The organism is Gordonia sp. PP30 (assembly GCF_023100845.1).
Taxonomy (GTDB): Bacteria; Actinomycetota; Actinomycetes; order Mycobacteriales; family Mycobacteriaceae; genus Gordonia.
This window is the reverse complement of the sequence record NZ_CP095864.1, coordinates 3,003,021-3,020,504: the sequence shown is the minus strand read 5'-3', so window position 1 is coordinate 3,020,504 and position 17,484 is coordinate 3,003,021. Positions and strand designations below refer to the sequence as shown.

Sequence of the window (17,484 nt, the reverse complement as noted above, 5' to 3'; positions counted from 1 at the left end):
ACCGCTGCGTTCCGCGACGACGCTCGTCGTCGTGGCCGCACTCGCCTGGCTGCTCGCGGCGTGCGGCGGAGGATCCACCGACACTCCCGGCGGCGTCGACATCTCGTCGGGCAGCCGCCATCTGAATCTCGTCGCCTACGCCACGCCGAAGCCCGGGTTCGACCTGATCATCCCCGCCTTCCGGGCTACCCCGGAAGGTCACGGGATCGGCTTCTCGCAGTCGTACGGCGCGTCCGGTGATCAGTCGCGGAAGGTCGCGCGTGGCCTGCCCACCGACGTCGTCAACTTCTCCGTGGCACCGGACGTCACACGCCTGGTGAAGGCAGGGGTGGTCGACAAGGACTGGGAGACCCAGGCACCGAATCACTCGGTTCCGTTCGGGTCGGTGGTCGCGCTCGTGGTCCGGCAGGGCAACCCGAAGAACATCCGCGACTGGTCCGATCTGCTTCGGCCCGGGATCACCGTCGTCACGCCGAATCCTGGTAGCTCCGGATCGGCCAAATGGAATCTGCTGGCGCCGTACGCCGCAGAGAGCGAGGGCGGGAAGAACCCTCAGGCCGGCCTCGACTATGTACGCGCCCTGGTCCGCGATCACGTCCGGGTGCTGCCCAAGTCCGGCCGTGAGGCGACCACGGCGTTCGAACAGGGGCAGGGCGACGTGCTGATCAGCTACGAGAACGAGGCGATCATGCTCAAGCGGCACAACGCCACCGCGGATGCCACGCAGCGCGTCGACTACGTGATCCCGCCGCAGACCTTCAAGATCGAGAACCCGGTCGCCGTCGTCAACACCTCCGATGACAAGCCCGCGGCCCGGACCTTCGTGAACTACCTGTTCACCCCGCCGGCGCAGCGACTCTGGGCGCAGGCCGGTTTCCGGCCCGTCGACCCGGCTGTCATCGCCGAGACGGCAGGCGACTTCCCGGGCCGGATCGAACGGCTCTGGACCATCGACGACCTCGGTGGCTGGAAGAAGACCGACAAGGCGCTCTTCGGGACCTCCGGATCGATCAGCAAGATCTACGACGAGGAGGCCGGCCGATGACCGCGTCCACGACCGCCGGGCAGGCCGTCGCGCACACCCCGGCGCCGGAGCCGGCCGGCGGACGACGCTGGCGCGCGGACAATCCGCTGACCCTCGGGGTGGCCGGGCTCTGGCTGACCGTCATCGTGCTGCTGCCGCTGATCGCGATCGCGTCGAGCGCTTTCGACGACGGCTGGTCCGGCTTCTGGGACGCGGTGACCGCGCCGGCGGCGCTCGACACGTTGCGGATCACCGTGCTGCTGTCGATCGCGGTGGCCCTGATCAACGTGGTCTTCGGCACCGTGATCGCCTGGGTGCTGGTGCGCGACGACTTCTGGGGCAAGGGCTTCGTCAACGCGCTCATCGACCTGCCGTTCGCCCTGCCGACCATCGTCGCCTCCCTGGTGCTGCTGTCGCTGTACGGGCCGAACAGCCCGATCGACGTGCACCTCGCGGCCACCCAGCCCGGGGTGATCCTGGCGCTGACCTTCGTCACACTGCCCTTCGTGGTCCGGCAGGTGCAGCCGGTGCTGATGGAACTCGATCGCGACGTGGAGGAGGCGGCCGCGGTCCTCGGGGCGCGCAACGCCACCATCTTCGTGCGGATCGTGCTGCCGGCACTGGCCCCGCCGATCCTGACCGGCATGGGCCTGGCGTTCACCCGCGCCATCGGAGAGTTCGGTTCGGTGGTCCTGATCGGCGGCAACATCCCGGGTAAGACCCAGGTGGCGTCGCAGTACATCCAGCAGCAGATCGAGGTGGACGAGCCGGTCGCGGCGTCGTCGGTGTCGGTGATCCTGCTGCTGATCGCCTTCCTGGTGCTGCTGGTGCTGCGCATCGCCGGACGGGTGCAGCAGCGTCGTGAGGAGGCGTCGGAATGATCGTGTCGCGCTGGACCCGCTACGGTTTGCGCGCCGTCGCGCTGGTCTACCTGCTGATTCTGCTGATCGTGCCGGTGGTGCTGATCTTCTGGCGCTCGCTGTCGCCGGGCCTCGGCCAGTTCTGGGACTGGATCACCACCCCCGCGGCGATCTCGGCGCTGCAGCTGTCGCTGCTGATCGTGGTGATCGTGGTGCCGCTGAACGTCATCTTCGGGGTGCTCACCGCGCTTGCGCTGGCCCGCGGCCGGTTCCCCGGCAAGGGTCTGATGGCGGCCGTCGTCGACCTGCCGTTCGCGGTGTCCCCGGTGGTGGCCGGCGTCGCCCTGATCGCGCTCTGGGGCAGCCACGGCTGGTTCGGCGGCGTCGAATCGCTCGGCTTCCGGGTGATCTTCGGGGTGCCCGGCATGGTGCTCGCGACGCTGTTCGTGACGCTGCCCTTCGTGGTCCGCGAGGTGGAGCCGGTGCTCCACGAGATCGGCACCGAGCAGGAGGAGGCCGCCGCGACCCTCGGGGCCAGCGGCTGGCAGACCTTCTGGCGGATCACTCTGCCGGCCATTCGGTGGGGCCTGACCTACGGTGTCGTCCTGACCATCGCGCGGGCCCTCGGGGAGTACGGTGCGGTGACCATGGTGTCGTCGAACATGCCGGGCGTCTCGCAGACGCTGACGTTGCTGGTCAACTCCCGGTACACCGACGACTACAACGAGTACGGCGCGTACGCGGCCGCCACCCTGCTGATGCTGGTCGCGATCAGCGTGCTGGCCGTCATGACCCTGATCGAACGACGGTCCCGCGGCCGCGTCGTCGACGCCGGCGCGCTGATGGCGCCCGAGTCCATCGTCGAGGCGGCGTTGCCCGTCGAGCCCCACTCACCGGCTGAACACGTCCCGCCGGTCGAGCCCGTCCCGCCGGTCGAGCCCGTCCCGCCGGTCGAGCCCGTCCCGCCGGTCGAGCCCCGTCGAGACCCCCATCCACGACGCCCCGCAGGCGAGGAGAAGTAGCGTGTCCATCACAGTCACCGGTGCCAATAAGCGCTACGGCGATTTCGCCGCGCTCGACGACGTCTCGATCGACATTCCGGCCGGGTCGCTGACCTCGCTGCTCGGCCCGTCCGGCTCGGGTAAGTCGACGCTGCTGCGGGCCATCGCCGGTCTGGACAGCCTCGACTCGGGCATCATCGCGATCAACGGCCGCGATGTGTCGAAGGCGTCACCGCAGCAGCGCGACATCGGGTTCGTGTTCCAGCATTACGCGGCGTTCAAGCACATGACGGTGCGCGACAACATCGCCTTCGGGCTCAAGATCCGCAAGCGGTCCAAGGCCGAGATCAACAAGAAGGTCGACGAACTGCTGGAGATCGTCGGGCTGGAGGTCTTCCAGAAGCGGTACCCGTCGCAGCTGTCCGGCGGTCAGCGGCAGCGCATGGCGCTCGCGCGGGCGCTGGCGGTGGATCCGCAGGTGCTGCTGCTCGACGAGCCCTTCGGCGCCCTGGACGCCAAGGTGCGCGACGACCTGCGGCGCTGGCTGCGGCAACTGCACGAGGAGGTCCACGTGACCACCGTGTTGGTGACGCACGACCAGCAGGAGGCGCTGGACGTCAGCGACCGGATCGCCGTCCTGAACAAGGGCCGCATCGAGCAGGTGGGCACGCCTGACGATCTCTACGACCGGCCGGGCAACGTGTTCGTCGCGTCGTTCCTCGGCTCGGTGTCCCGGCTCAACGGCCAGCTGGTCCGCCCGCACGACATCCGGATCGGCCGCACCCCGGAGATGACCTACCCGTCGGCCGATACCGGCCTGGACACCGGCGTGATCCGCGCGACGGTGAAGCGGGTGGTGAATCTCGGTTTCGAGACCCGCGTCGAGCTGACCGCCGCGAACACCGGAGAGGAGTTCATCGCCCAGATCACGCGCGGCGACCAGAACGCCCTGGAACTGGCGGCCGGCCAGACCGTCTACGCCCGCGCCACGGCCGTTCCGCAGCTCGCGGCGGAGTAGCCGCTCCCGGCCGACGTGGACCGACCAGCCGAAGGTCTCGGGCCGGCGACCGAGGCGGTGCGGCATCGGGTGGCGTGCGTGTGGAGGCCGGCCAGCGGGGACGACGGGCGTGTACACGCAACCGGTCAGCTTCGCCTGAGGCTGATCTGGAGGAGCTTCTGGCTTGATTTCGTCGCCACGTAGGCGAATTCGCTGTCCGGAGACATGGCGATGTAGATCGGTTCCGCGTTGGGCTGTGCAGCGGTGGCGACCACGCGATTCGTCCGGGTGTCGATCAGCGAGATCACGCCGTCGTGGCGGCTCACGACACCTACGTATCGTCCGTCCGGGGTGACGGAGACGTCGACGGGATCGACCCCGACCCGGACGTCGGCGGTGATCTTGCCGGTGGCCGTGTCGACCACCGACATGGTCTGCGGGGCGCCCGCCGCCGCCTCTGGGTCGGTGCCGGTGACGTAGAGACGCTTGCCGTCCGGGGAGAGGTCGAGCGCGGTCGGCCCGGCCGCGGGGCTCGTCTCCGGGAGGGGAATGGTGCGCGTCAGTGTGGAGGCTTTCGTATCGAAGACGGCGATCTCGGGATCGAGATGTGCCTTGGTCTGGGCCAGGTAGTAGACGGTGCCGCCGTCGGGACTAAGGGCAATTGCGTTGCGGCCGCGGGCGTACGTGTTCGTTCGCACGGACTTCGTCGGCAAACTGCCCGCGACGTCGACGACGGAGACGACGTCGGAGTCGCTGGAACCGAGCAGATAAGCGGTAGATCCGTTCCTGGACATGACGAACTCGCCGGCGATGTCGTTCCCGATACCGGAAGGCACTGTCTTGGTGACCTTCCGGGTCGACGAATCTGCGACACCGATCGCACCGGACCGGTCCTCGAAGAACAGATTCGGGCTATCGGGGGCCAGCGCGATCTGCGTGGCTTCCGGTTTCGGATACACGTTGGCGCCGCCCTGCTCGCCCAACGTCGGAATGTCGACGCTCTCGATCCAGTCCGCGGTGGGCACCCAGACGGTCCGGCCGTCATGGGCGACCGCCGGGCGGCTGACGGGAACATTGATGTCCATCTGCGCGGAAATCTCACCGAACGCGGAGGTGCGCGGCGCGGGCGTCGTGGTCTCCGCGGCGGTCGATTCCTCCGCTCCTGCCGGAACCGCAGTGCCATGAGTATCGCTCGCCGTCTGGCAACCGGTGAGCAGGACCGAGGCGGCCGTTGCGGCCGCCATCAATGACAGCGACACGGTTCCTGACGGACTTCTTCGACGATGCATGGCCGCCATTATTGTGCATCAATGCTCGCGCGTGGATCAGCGTCGAAAAGCGATCGCGGCGGAGTAGGCGCGCGGCACCGTTCGTCTCGTGTGACAGACCGCTCGGCGATTACTCGCTCCACCATGTGGCACTGAGTGCCACTACGGGCTACAGTGAGGGCAGCCACGACCGCTCCACGACTATGAGGGATGCCACATGACTCAGCCCGCCCGCTCCGGACTCGATACCGCGCTTACGCCGTTGCGTTTCCTTGAACGGGCGGCGGCGGTGCATCCGGGCAAGCTGGCCGTGATCGACGGTGGGCGCCGTCTCACCTACGGGGAGCTCGCCGTGGACGTGGTGACCCTTGCGAGCGCGCTGCGCGCCTCCGGGGTCGAGCCGGGTGATCGGGTCGCGTTCCTCGGTACCAACTCCGCGGAACTGCTGGCCGCGCACTTCGCGGTGCCGCTGGCCGGCGGTGTGCTGGTCGCGGTCAACACGCGGCTCGCCGCCGAAGAGGTGCGGTACATCTGTGATCATTCCGGCGCGGTGCTGCTGATCGGCGACGGCCTGCTGCTGGCGCCCCTCGAGGGCGTCGAGTTCGCGACGGTGCGCGAGGTGATCGAGGTGCCGTCCCAGGACGGCGAATACACCGGTCCGGCGCTGCGCTACGACGAGCTGATGGCGCGCGGTGACGCCGCGGCACGCTTCGAATGGACCGTCGGCGACGAGAACGCGGTGATCTCGATCAACTACACCTCGGGCACCACCGGCAAACCCAAGGGTGTCATGTACACCCACCGAGGTGCGTATCTGGCGTCGCTGGGCAACGCCCTGACCCAGGGGTTCACCATCGACACCCGCTACCTGTGGACGTTGCCGATGTTCCACTGCAACGGCTGGTGCGGGCCGTGGGGCGTGACCGCGATGGCCGCGACGCACGTGTGCCTGCGCGCGGTGCGTGGTGAGGATATGTGGCGCCTGATCGATACCGAGAACATCAACCGGATGTCGGGTGCGCCGACGGTGCTGACCACGCTGGCGACCGCGCCCGAGGCGCATCCGATGACCACCCCGATGGCGATCGCGACCGCGGGCGCCCCGCCGAGCCCGACCATCATCAAGGCGATCCGGCATCTGGGTATCGAGATCATCCACGTCTACGGTCTCACCGAGACCTACGGCCCGTACTCGGTGTGTGAGCCCGATCCGGGGTGGGCGGACCTGCCCGGTGAGGAGCTGTCGGTGCTGATGGCCCGGCAGGGGGTCGGCATGGTGACCGCCGAACGGCTGCGTGTGGTGCGCCCGGAACCGGTCGGCGGCGAACTGGTGGACGTGGCTGCCGATGGTGTGGAGATGGGCGAGATCGTGATGTGCGGCAATGTGGTGATGAAGGGCTACTTCGAGGCGCCGGAGCAGACCGCGGAGGCGTTCGCCGGTGGCTGGTTCCACTCCGGAGATCTCGGGGTGATGCATCCGGACGGCTATGTGCAACTCCTCGACCGCGCCAAGGATGTGGTGATCTCCGGTGGCGAGAACATCTCGACCATCGAGGTGGAGCAGGCCGTCGTCAGTCACCCCGCGGTGCTCGACGTCGCCGTGATCGGCGTTCCCGACGAGAAATGGGGCGAGCGGCCGAAGGCCTACGTGCAGATCGCGGAGACCGCCACGGTCACGGCGGACGAGATCATCGCGCACGTCAAGACCCGGATCGCCTCCTACAAAGCACCCCGCGAGGTCGAGTTCGTCGACGCGCTCCCCAAGACCTCGACCGGCAAGATTCGCAAGAACGAACTACGCGACGCCGCCTGGGGCGACACCCGGACTCGCATCCAGGGCTGAGGTGCCCCGCGGCCGGCTCGGTGAGACGCACGCCGGTCTTCGCGTTCAGCTGCGTTGTCCGGCTCTTCGCCTTTGAGAGTGAGTAGGTGACGGCGTGATGGGCTGGGGAGGGCCACAAGTTGCAGGTGGGTCCTGGGTGTGAGGATGAGAGTTCCTCAACAACTCACCGAGCACCACAGGACCCGTGACCGAGCCTACTTCCTATGTCGCTGACACGATCTGCCGAACCGTCGGTTCCTGTGGTAGGCGCCAGGACGATGGCGCGAATTGACGGCGTGACGCGAACCGATCGGAACCGAGAGTTCGAAGCATTGTGGATCGTCTCGACGTGAGTGCCAGAGAGGTCGTTTGTCCGAAACTTGGCGACGGAGGCAGCAACCTGCTTTCGGACGTTTGGGCTGCAGTGCTTGGAAGCCTTTCATGAAGCCCGCATGAATCGCGATCTCACGGGCCGTCGACATGAAGCGATTCTAGTTCGTAGCTGGCGAATAACGATCAACTCATCAGGTGAAAGACCGCCGGATATGCGACGGTGTCTGAAGCGCCGACCTCGTCGAGGGCCCGGGCCCCCAGGGTGCGTGCCGCGAGGTCTGGCGGTAGAGCAGTGGAGAACTTCAATCCATTCAGCGCGCCTGGATCGATGGTCGGCAGGGGCCATTCCGGCAGAGCCGACAGCTCGGCGAGTGCCGTCTGAATCTCTTGGACAGTCAAGTCTGAATGCAACCGGATGAACTCGGCGTTCGGCCGTTGCCGCGGAACCGCAATCGGGGTGGCGGCGGCGATCGTCCGGTTGGCCTTGACCCCCGCCCACGTCCACCATCGAACTGTGCCTGTGCGGTCGCGTTCGACAACGAACCGCGCAGGGTCGACATGTCCGCTGTGTTGTTCTCGCATGTCGGCGAGCGTGACCTCTGCTCGGCGGGTCAGCGTCACCCCATCTGGCGCGGAACCCAGGAGCACGTCGCGCGCAGCGCGGGTGATCTGCAGCGACGTGCCGTCGGGCAGTGACATCCACTTTGCGCGCCCGGCAATGTCGGTGGCCTCGACATAAACCCGTCGGCGTAGCCAGTCAATGTGCGTGACCTTCCACGATCTCCCGGCCAGTAGAAGCACCCGGGGGCCTTCTACGACATCAGTCAGCACGCTCGCCTCGACTGAACCGACCTCGTGGCGCCCGGCCAGCACCGTGAACACCGGGGGCGCGGTGAAGACTGCCAGCAACTCCATGAAATGGCGGCGGCCGAACCGCTTTTCGGCTTCGGGTCCGATAAAGGCGGTACCGGAATCGTGGTCGAGGAACCCCTCGCTCACGAGGTAGTCGAAGATTTCCGGCCCGTCGTCACCGAAAAGCGGAAGGGGGGCCCACTGAGAGTCCCAGCCCTGCAACGGGAGACGGCGAGTCTGCAATGCCGCGGCCAGTAGCTGCTGGGCGGCGATGTGGCGAGGTTCGGGCGGTGGGGTGACAGGTTCGACCCATCCGTCCGACCAGCATTTGAGCATGCCAAGAGTGGCAAGCAATGCATCGTCGGTGATGCCGAGAAAGAGGCAGTTGCGCACGGCACCGGGCCGCCGCCCGGTGCGTCCCAGTCGCTGCAGAAATGACGAGACGGTTCGCGGCGCGTTGATCTGGATGACGCGGTCGAGGTCGCCCACATCGATTCCGAGTTCGAGTGTCGACGTGGCGACGATGACGCAGTCACGCGATTCAGCGAAGGCCTGTTCGGATTCGCGGCGTTCGGCCGCGGACAAGGAGGAGTGCGAGACGAAGGTGGTGATCCCCCGCTCGCGGAGGCCGGCCGCAAGCTCCTCGGCGAGGCGTCGGGAATCGACGAATACCAGGCGCTTCTCGCCGGCGTGGAGTGCGGCGATTACTGTGGCGGCGTTTTGGATGCTGCCGACGGAGTCGACGGTGACCTCCGGAACCTTGGTCGCCGCGGGATCGGCGGGGGCGATCACCCGTCCGGGCCCGGTGTGGCCACCCTGCAGCCAGGTCAGCAACACTGCGGGATTGCCGACTGTCGCCGACATCCCGATTCGTTGCAGCCGACGGCCAAGCAGATCTTCGATCCGGGCCAGGACGGCGCGCAGATGCCAGCCGCGATCGTCGCCGGCAAAAGCATGGACCTCATCGACCACGACTGCGTGCAACCCGCCGAGCAGGGCTGCGGCGTCAACCCGCTCAGACACCAGCATCGATTCGAGCGACTCGGGGGTGGTCAGCAGAATGTCTGGCCGTTCCCGTTGGATCCGCTGTCGCGCCGACTGATTGACATCGCCATGCCAGGTTCGCGCCGATCGGCCCAGCCACGAAGCGTACTCGTCGAGCCGCGGCTGCAGATTGTTGAGCAGCGCCCGCAACGGACACAGGTACAGCACACTGACCCCGTCCCACCGCTGTCCCTGCATGCGGGTGAGGAGCGGAAACATTGCTGCCTCGGTTTTTCCGCCGGCGGTCGGGGCCAGCAAGATGGCATCCTCGCCGGCGACGATGGGGCCGGTCGCCTCGTTCTGCAACGGGCGGAGACCGGTCCAGCCCAGCGTATTGACGATGTGATGCTGGACCACCGGATCGAGTAGGCCGAATCCGTCCATCAGAGTTCGACGTCGTCGGCCGTGGCGGCCCGCGGGCTCACAGACCGCTCGGTATCGGAGATGGTGAGCGAATAGTGTTCGCGCGGAAGGAAATCGGGAAACTGGTCGACGCGATCGAGCACGTCGGCGACGAGCTTCTTGAGGAAGATTCGCGGCGAGACTCCCACGGTGCCGCCTAACTCGCCCGCCACCGCGACTGCGAGATCGCGCAGATAGCGGTCGTCGACCAACTCGCGGATTCGATCCGGTGCCGACGATCCCTCGGCATAGATGTCGCGCACCCGAACACCGACTTCCACCAGTCGCTCCAGATCGAAGCCGGTGAGCCTGATCTGTGGTGCCCGCGGGTTGTCGAAGCGCGGATCGGTGCCGAAGTCGGTGTGCAGCCGCTGCGCCAACGGCGGCAGCGTTTGCACGCCCTGACGGCCGTCATAGAACGCCGGGGTGCCGGTGATTACCAGGTACAGGCCCGGATAGCGTCCGGAATCGAGCTCGTCGATCCATTGGCGCAGGGCGTTGAGCGCCTTCGCTCGGCTGTCGCTGCGCATACGCTGCAGGGTCTCGACCTCATCGATCACCAGGACCAGACCCGGGTGCCGGGCACCTTTGAGGACGGTGAGCAGTCCCTGCAAGAAGCCCATCGCCAGAAAGTGATCGACGTCCTGGCGTACGCCGGCAGCACGCTTCGCGGCGGCTCCGACGTGCGGCTGACCACCGAGCCAGGCGATGAGTGCGTCGGCGGTGGGGGCGTCTTCGCGCTCGAGCGCGGCGCGGTAGCTGCGCAATACCATCGGATAGACGGGCGTGGTGGCCCCGACGGCAGCGAGCCGCTGCTCCAGCAACTCCTCGACCTGGCCGGCACGGGCTTCCTCGACACCGGCGGCAGCGGCCGCGTCCTCTTCGACGCCGTAGAGCCAGGCGTCGATCAACGGCCGGAAGGCGCTCTTGGCGAAGGACGCGGTCCGCAACTCTTCGATGGTGCGGCGGTACACCGTCTCCAGCTTGTGCAGCGGCGTCTCCAACTCGCTGATCTGCACTTCGGCGACGGCCAGCCCGCGTCGCATGGCGCGCTGCTCCACCCATCGAGCGAAGAACGTCTTGCCGGCGCCGTACTCGCCGCGCACTGCCTTGAACATCGAGCCGCCTGCGGCGACCGCATCGAGATCGGAGTCGATGGTGTCGGCGAAACGGTCGATGCCCACGGCCAACGCGTCGAGGTTGCCTTCCGGGACCGTGCCCTGGCGCAGTGATTGGAGAAGTTCTCGCCGACGTACCGGGGAGAGCGTCATCGCGGTACTCCGAACTGCTCGAACATGGTCTCGGCTTCCAGTTCCAGTTCTGTCCCGGTCACCGTCAGAACGATCACACCGTCGGTGTTGAGCACCTGCGCAAGGGACTGCACAGCTGGGCCGGCACGGAACGCCTTGACGTTCAACACGTGTGCGGCGCGGGTAAGGGGCAGCACACCCCCGGCGTCAATGGTCTCGCGCAGGAGCGTGGCGATGGAGGTCAGGTCGGTGCGGCGACCGTACTGCTTGTAGAGCCTCGTAAAGAGTTCGGTGGCGAGTAGTTCGGCAACCCGGTCACGACCGCCGGCCGGAGCGGCGTCCGGCAGTGCTTCGACACCGGATTCGGCGGGATCGGCGAGTTCGAACAAGCCCTCGGACTGAGCAGGCTGCGCGGCACGCGCCGATTTGCCGCGACGCTTCGGCGCGGTCTTCGTGGCCGGACCGGTGCTCTCGGCGGGCAACGACAGCGGTGACCGCACGTCACGCCCGGCCTCCCACCACGGTGGTGCGGCCAGCGGTTCGCCCACCGATAGCGACGCCTCGATCAGCTGCAGGTGCTCGGGAATCGCACCGTTGAGCAGAATCGCCACTGGAATCGCTACTTCGGCGAGTGCTCCGCCGCCGTGGTAGCCGGCTTTGAGCCCGGTGTAGCGGAGTTGCTCGTCGACGGCGAGGATGGCGCGGTGGCCGTCGCACAACACCCGCGGACCGTCGACCAGAACTTCGTCCTCGGCGACGTCGGTGTCGGCAGTGCGGTAGCGGGCGGAGATCCCAACGCCGCGCTGAACGCTCGGTTGCTCTCGGCGTTCCACCACATGTCCGTGATCGGACACCAAGACCACGGTGCGGCCGACGGCGGCGGCCGCCGAGAGCAGCGAGTCGAGCCGTTTGAAGCGGTCGGTGGTCCACACGGTGCCGATCGGATCGGAACGGTCGAGGGCATCGTCGACGTCATTGAGCACACAGGCGATCACCGGTCGCCCGCCGGTATCGTCCACCGCTTCTTGCACAGTGGCCGCCAGGGCGTTGGCCCGCGCGGCGGCTTCCATATCGGCCTTGTGAAAGAGCGCTCGCCCGGCGGAGGGTAATCCGTTGGCGGTGAGCCAGGAATCGAATCCGGCGCGTTCTTCGGACTGTCCACCCCGGGCCAGCCTGCCGGACAGTAACGAGCACCGTGAGAACTCGGTCACCGATGGCAGCGCAGACAGCGCGACGGTCACCGGTTCGGTGTCTTCGGGCAGACACACCGTCCACTGTGGCAGTGTGCGCCGGACGGTGTCGGCGACGAGTTCGTTGGCGGACGAACCGCTCATGCCGTCGGCGACGATGAGCAGTACGGGCGACGGGGTAGAGCCACCGGGGCGGGGTCTTGTCAGGGGGAGGACCACCCGCGTGAGAAGGTCCTCGACGTAGGTCGGCGCGTCGGCTCCGGTGCGTCGCTGGCCTCCGTCAGTCTGCAGGTGGCGGGCGAACTTGCGATCCTGCTCGGCGCGCCGAGCGCGAGCGGCCGTCACGATCCGGTGGGCGGCGTCGGCGAGTTGTGGGTCGGTGGCACCGACAAATACCTCGTCGACGGCGCCGTCGACCCACGACAGGTCGTCGCGATAATGCCCTAGCCATCCGGCCGTCGACGACGGGGTGGCGTCCGGGCTCCGCAACCAGCGCAGCAGGCGCAGGGTTGCGGCCCCGACGCGGACGTCGCGCAGTGCGCCGGCGCTGTCGGGCCGAGCGAGGCGGTGTGCGGTCACGTCGGCCCAGCAGTTCTCGACCGCGGCGAGATCGATGGCATCGAGTTCGGCGGCATCGAGGGCCTGTGCGAACCTGGCGAGCCGTGCGGTCAAGCCCGGCCGCAACACATCAGATCGGCCGACCAGAGCGGAGGCCTGCAACTGTGTGACTAGGTCTTCGGCGGTGCGCAACGTCTCCTTGTCAGCGCCGTCGGCCACCGCGAGGCTTGCCGTGTTTCCCCAGGCGAGCAGTTGGTTTTCGGTGATGGTGCGCTGGCCGAGCTGAACCTCGAGCAGGGTGCGGGAACGGATGATCTCCTCAGGCGTAGCCGGGAAACCGGCCGCAGCGCTGCCCGAGTCGTTGAGGAGGGCGGCGACGAGCCCGAGCGGAACCAGCCGTTGTGGCCCGACGGTCTGCCAGACAGCGCCGAAGACCGGGCCCAGCGCACTCAGTCGTCCTTCGAGCCAACGGTAGAACTCCGTGAGGAGGGCCTGGTCGGCGGTGTCCTGCCAGGCGGTGAACTGTGCCGTCCGGTCAACGTTGGTCGACCACACCGCGACGTTGAGTGGGGTCGGATCGGTGGTGAAGCCGAAGTTGTGACCGGCGATCACCCGGAACAGGTGGTCGGAGGTCAGGACTCCGTTGGGCGCGGGTTCTGGTGCGGGCGGCAGATAGCGAAGTGCCGCACGGGCGGCGGTGTTCTGCAGGGACAACAGGTCGAACTCTTGGCCGGTAGCGTGAAACCGGCTGCGCAGCGCGGGCCATGGATCGAGGTTCGAGACTGTGCCGACGGTGAGGTGATCGACGACTCCGGTCGGCAGCTCGCTGGGTTGCCGGTCGGTGAGGGCGATCACCCAGTCGACGCTGTTCCGTTCGAGCATCGCGTCGCGGAGTGCCAGGACGCTGGGCGCGGTGCGGATCCGCAGACTGCCGTGTTCGGTGTCCAGGGTGGTGTCGCCGTCCCATTCGGGTCGGGCGGCCACCGCTAGCACGCCACGCTGATGACCTTTCTCACGCAGCTGTCCGATCAGCGTGAGTAGGCCGGTGAGGTCGGCGCGGGGAAGGGGCGTCACGAGGGCACTCGGGTGATGGTGACGGTGAACTCGGCGTCGGGGTGGCGGGCCAGCAGGGCGGCGAGTTTCGTCTCGATCGCCGACTTCACCGATGCGGCGGACACTGTGAAGGGCGGGATCTCCGCGATTTGCGGGGCAGGGGGCGCGACGGTGACGTCGTCGGGCGCGATGGGCGGCGTACTGGTCGGGTCCGTCTGCGTGGGTGTCGCCGCGGGTGTGCCGGCCACCAGCCATGCGTCGCGGCTCCGGTTCGCCTGCCCGAGAGCGGCGGGCAGTGAGTGGACGAACTCCTGCGCAGCGACGGCCCGGGACAGCTCGTCGAGGATGGCGCGGGCCTGTGCGCCGCGGTCACCGCCCAGCTTGGCGCCCGAATGCAGGACATCCCAATGGTTCGCGGGCAGTGACTCGAGAGCCGATTCCACCTCGGCTGCGGAGGCCAACGACTTTCCTGCCTCGATATCGCTGCCGTGCAGCGAGGCCTGCGCGATCACGTCGACGAGGACGAGGTTGGAGGCTCCTTCGATCTTCACCTCGAAGAGGTCGAGCAGGTCGGCGGCCAGGGCGTGGCGTCCGACCTGCAGGTCCAGTCCGAAGGACTCGTAGGCACGTCGCAGCGCGGCGACGAACGGTCCGCGCCCAGTGAAGCTCTCGGCGCGATACCTGCGGACCTGGTCGGCGAAGACCGCCAGATTGGTCGCGGTGAGGTAGTCGTTGACGGGCTGGCCGGTCCACTCCTTCCAGCGGCGGACGGCCGTATTCCACACGTGTGCTTCAGGGAGCGGTTCCAGTCGCAAAGTGGTGCCCGGGCGAATGCTCCCGATCGCCGGTTCGGGCAGCGGTGACGAGTGCAGGAACCATGAGCGTTTGGTCTGCGCCGCCCACGCCGCCGCGATCAGGTCGATCATGTCGTCGTTCAGACCGCGGTTCGGGCCGCTCGCGCGGATCGCTTCACGCACCACCGCGATGTCGATGTCGCCGTCTTCGTCGGCGCCGAGCCGGGCGAGTTCTTGGGTGATACGCGTCTGCCAGGCAGTGAACTGGTCGGTGCCGAACAACAGATGGGTTTCGTTGACCTTCGCGATGCCGAGCGATTCGACGATGCGGCGGGTGTTGTCGCGGTCGCCGCGGGCCCCGCCCTCCAGGGCCACCCGGCCGTCGGACCGGGTTTGGGCGGTGCGCAGGTGATCGAGTGCGGTGTTCAAGTCCCGGACGGTGATCACGCGGTCGGACGGACTGAACTCGGGATGATCGGGATAGAGGGTGCCGTAGGCGTCGTCGATCAACCGGTCGACGGCCTCGCCAAGAGTGCTGCCGATCGGTGGTTGCGGGGTGTATCCGGCGTGCAGCGACCGTAGCGGCGGTTGGTTGTCGGCGAAGGTGGCGCCGCTGGCGGTGCCGTACGCGATCTGGATCGCATTGCCGAGTTGGCCGCGAATCTGGATCTGCTGTTGTTCGAGGATACCGCGGGCCGCCTGCCGGTCTCCTTCGGAGAACTCATTGGCGTAGGTGGTCCAACGATCGGTCAGCACGTGGTTGAGCACCACCAGCTTGCCGAGCTGGCGCAGCACGTTTTCGGGAAAGAACGACGGTAGCCAGGCGATGGTGAACCGATCTTGGCCGGTGCGCAGCAATTCGGCGATGCGGTCATGGTCTTCGGTGATGGTGTGGCCGGGGTCGTCGAAGGGCAGGTCGACGACCAGACGCAAGGCACCGGGCGCAGACGGAGCAAACTGGGCGTCGGCGAGATAGCCGCGGTCGCGCACGTTCCCGAACACCACCTCGACACGGCGAGGCGTACCTCGCCAGATCACCTCGCGCACGAGGCAGTCGTCGGTGGTGAGTTGGTTGTCGTTCACGCCGAACTGCTCGCTGAGCAGACTGCGCATCAGTTCGCGTCGGCGGCCGTCGGTGTCTTCGGTCTGTGCCCTGGACAGAATCCGCTCGTAGTCCACCGATTCCAGGGCGATGGAGATCAGGGGATTGGCGTCGGACGATACGGTCAGTTCTGGTACTTCAGCGGCCCACTGTTTGACCTTCGCGGCGATCTGGCCGATCTGGTCGCCGGGGATGAGAGAGATGACGCTGCCGTGGTTGAGTGAGGCCAGCCGGCTGGCGTCGATCTGTTTGAGAGCCGGTACGGTCGGCGCCACCGCTGCCATCAGCAGCGTCTTGACGATCCGGATGTCGGCGCGCAGTCCGGAAGGCGCGTCCTCGTCGGGAACCGACTCGTCCACACCCATGTTCCGGAACAGCATGGGGCGCAGTTTCTCGGTCCACAGGGTGCGGGCGGTCTTGAAGGTTTGGGCGGTCGCATCGTTGATGGGGGTGGCGCTGGCGCTGTCGATCACATAGTCGAATGCGTCGCCGACTGGAATGACGTTGTCGATGGTGAGTCGGTCGGCATCGTCTTGCAGCATCTGCTGCATCACTTTGAGTGCGGTGCGCTCCCGCTGCATCTGACCGGACAGGGCACGCAGGGTTGAGATCAGTGCGGGTGAGAACGGGTAGGTGAGCTGGAAATCCGCGGAACTAGATCCACGGTGGGTGTCATCGGTGTTGACGCCGTCGAGCAGCACGTCCCAGACGCCGGGATTCTTGTCGAGTCGGTCGAAGGCGGCCGCGAGGGCGGCGCGGGCCGCCTCGTCCACCGGCTGCAGGAGGCGCTTGTTCGCGATGTACGGCAGATTCTCGTCGCCGAGGCGGATGCTGCCGAAGCGGCCCTCCTGGTGGGCGAAGGCTTGTTCGATGGCTTGCCGAGTGGCGCCGGAGTCGCTGCCGCTGGCGACCCAGGCGGACAGGTCGTGCTGGCGGGCGATGAATGAGGCGACCGGAATGGCGAGGCGCCCGCGACTGGTTTCTACCAGCTTGGTGATCTTCTGCACTTCGGCGCTGAACCGCTGGCGTTCGTTGATGAGGAAGGTCAGCCACAGCACTAGTTCGTCGAGCATCAGCACCACGCCGGTGTAGCCGAGCGACTTGGCGTGGTCGGCGATGACTGCGAGACCGTCCTCGAGGGAGAGCCAGTCGGTGTTGCGTGAATAGCTGGTGAAGTACGCGGCAGTCAATGCCTGCTGCAAGCGAGCGCGGGTGGCCGGCTTTGCGTCGGGAGCCACCGCAGCCGCGTACGTTTCGGCGCTCCAGACGGCGGCGGTCGCGCCCAGCGCCGCCCAATTCACGCTGCCGCCGGTGGCAGCCCCGCCGCCCGAGGCGGCGTTGAGGGCGGCGAAGAACTTCTCATCCCCGACCTCGGCACGGCGGTTGTCGGCATCGGCGAACAGTTCCCCGGCGGAATGCAGGACCGGCGGGAGCTGGTCGGGATGCAGCTCGTGGATCTGCCGGAGGTACTGCTCGAAGAGCGCCGCCTCGATGCTCACCGAGTCCAGAAAGTGGAAGGTCAGTCGCAGCAGATTGGCGTCGGCGATCACCGGATGGTTGGCGATGACCGGCTGCAATTCGGATACCGACAGCGCCGCGGGGGAGTGGCCGAGGATGCCGTACAGCACCGCCATGAAATGCGACTTACCGGAGCCGAACGAGCCGTTCAGGTACGCGGCCTTGTTCTCGCCGGTGCGCAGTGCCGTGTCGACCACAGCCAGGGCCTGATCGAATGCCTCCGCGATGGCCGGGGTGACGACGTACGAGTCGACCGTGCCCGAGAGCTGATCCTCGGCTACCGAATCGGAAAGCCGGAGCACGTAGTCGTTGCTGCCGCGCGAGTCCGGGATAAGGAACGTGTCCCGGAGCGTGCGGGAACTGCTGGGCGTGGCGCCGGGAAACATCGGGTGCTGTACTCCGATCAAGCTGTGACG

The 17,484-nt window shown here is 67.3% G+C and carries 10 protein-coding genes; 5 read left to right on the top strand and 5 right to left on the bottom strand.

Annotation, left to right across the window (positions count from 1 at the left end; translation table 11 throughout):
* Positions 1 to 4: 4 nt before the first annotated feature.
* From MYK68_RS13835 to MYK68_RS13820, 4 genes are read left to right on the top strand one after another with little or no spacing between them, the layout of a single operon-like run.
* Complete coding sequence (locus MYK68_RS13835) at positions 5 to 1,045, top strand: sulfate ABC transporter substrate-binding protein (protein WP_247868061.1); 1,041 nt, start codon at positions 5 to 7, stop codon at positions 1,043 to 1,045.
* Positions 1,042 to 1,905: a sulfate ABC transporter permease subunit CysT gene (gene cysT, locus MYK68_RS13830; protein ID WP_247864258.1), complete on the top strand. Its 864-nt coding sequence runs from the start codon at positions 1,042 to 1,044 to the stop codon at positions 1,903 to 1,905. Before MYK68_RS13835 ends, cysT begins: the two co-directional genes overlap by 4 nt.
* Positions 1,902 to 2,906: a sulfate ABC transporter permease subunit CysW gene (cysW, locus tag MYK68_RS13825; protein ID WP_247864257.1), complete on the top strand. Its 1,005-nt coding sequence runs from the start codon at positions 1,902 to 1,904 to the stop codon at positions 2,904 to 2,906. Before cysT ends, cysW begins: the two co-directional genes overlap by 4 nt.
* A gap of 1 nt (position 2,907) precedes the next feature.
* Positions 2,908 to 3,903 (top strand): sulfate/molybdate ABC transporter ATP-binding protein, encoded by a 996-nt coding sequence (locus tag MYK68_RS13820; RefSeq protein WP_247864256.1) that lies wholly within the window; start codon positions 2,908 to 2,910, stop codon positions 3,901 to 3,903.
* Between the two features lie 125 nt (positions 3,904 to 4,028).
* Here MYK68_RS13820 and MYK68_RS13815 read toward each other — a convergent pair whose 3' ends face one another.
* A complete protein-coding gene (locus MYK68_RS13815) occupies positions 4,029 to 5,141 on the bottom strand; it encodes a YncE family protein (RefSeq protein ID WP_247864255.1) in 1,113 nt (370 codons plus the stop codon).
* A gap of 226 nt (positions 5,142 to 5,367) precedes the next feature.
* Here MYK68_RS13815 and MYK68_RS13810 point away from each other — a divergent pair, with 226 nt between their 5' ends.
* Positions 5,368 to 6,993 (top strand): AMP-binding protein, encoded by a 1,626-nt coding sequence (locus MYK68_RS13810; protein WP_247864254.1) that lies wholly within the window; start codon positions 5,368 to 5,370, stop codon positions 6,991 to 6,993.
* A 495-nt stretch (positions 6,994 to 7,488) separates the two neighbouring features.
* On the opposite strand, the gene MYK68_RS13805 is transcribed toward MYK68_RS13810, so the two are convergent.
* Genes MYK68_RS13805 through MYK68_RS13790 form a run of 4 tightly spaced genes read right to left on the bottom strand, consistent with a single transcriptional unit; the run spans position 7,489 to position 17,454 of the window.
* On the bottom strand, positions 7,489 to 9,585 hold the full coding sequence (locus MYK68_RS13805) for a DEAD/DEAH box helicase (protein ID WP_247864253.1): 2,097 nt from the start codon (positions 9,583 to 9,585) through the stop codon (positions 7,489 to 7,491).
* Positions 9,585 to 10,874 carry a BREX system ATP-binding protein BrxD gene (gene brxD, locus MYK68_RS13800; RefSeq protein ID WP_247864252.1) on the bottom strand — a complete coding sequence of 430 codons (1,290 nt, stop codon included), beginning with the start codon at positions 10,872 to 10,874 and terminating at the stop codon, positions 9,585 to 9,587. The genes MYK68_RS13805 and brxD overlap by 1 nt, the downstream gene beginning before the upstream one ends.
* Positions 10,871 to 13,675 (bottom strand): BREX-2 system phosphatase PglZ, encoded by a 2,805-nt coding sequence (pglZ, locus tag MYK68_RS13795; protein ID WP_247864251.1) that lies wholly within the window; start codon positions 13,673 to 13,675, stop codon positions 10,871 to 10,873. The genes brxD and pglZ overlap by 4 nt, the downstream gene beginning before the upstream one ends.
* Entirely contained in the window at positions 13,672 to 17,454 is a 3,783-nt protein-coding gene (locus tag MYK68_RS13790) for a DUF6079 family protein (protein WP_247864250.1), read from the bottom strand. The genes pglZ and MYK68_RS13790 overlap by 4 nt, the downstream gene beginning before the upstream one ends.
* Positions 17,455 to 17,484: the final 30 nt, after the last annotated feature.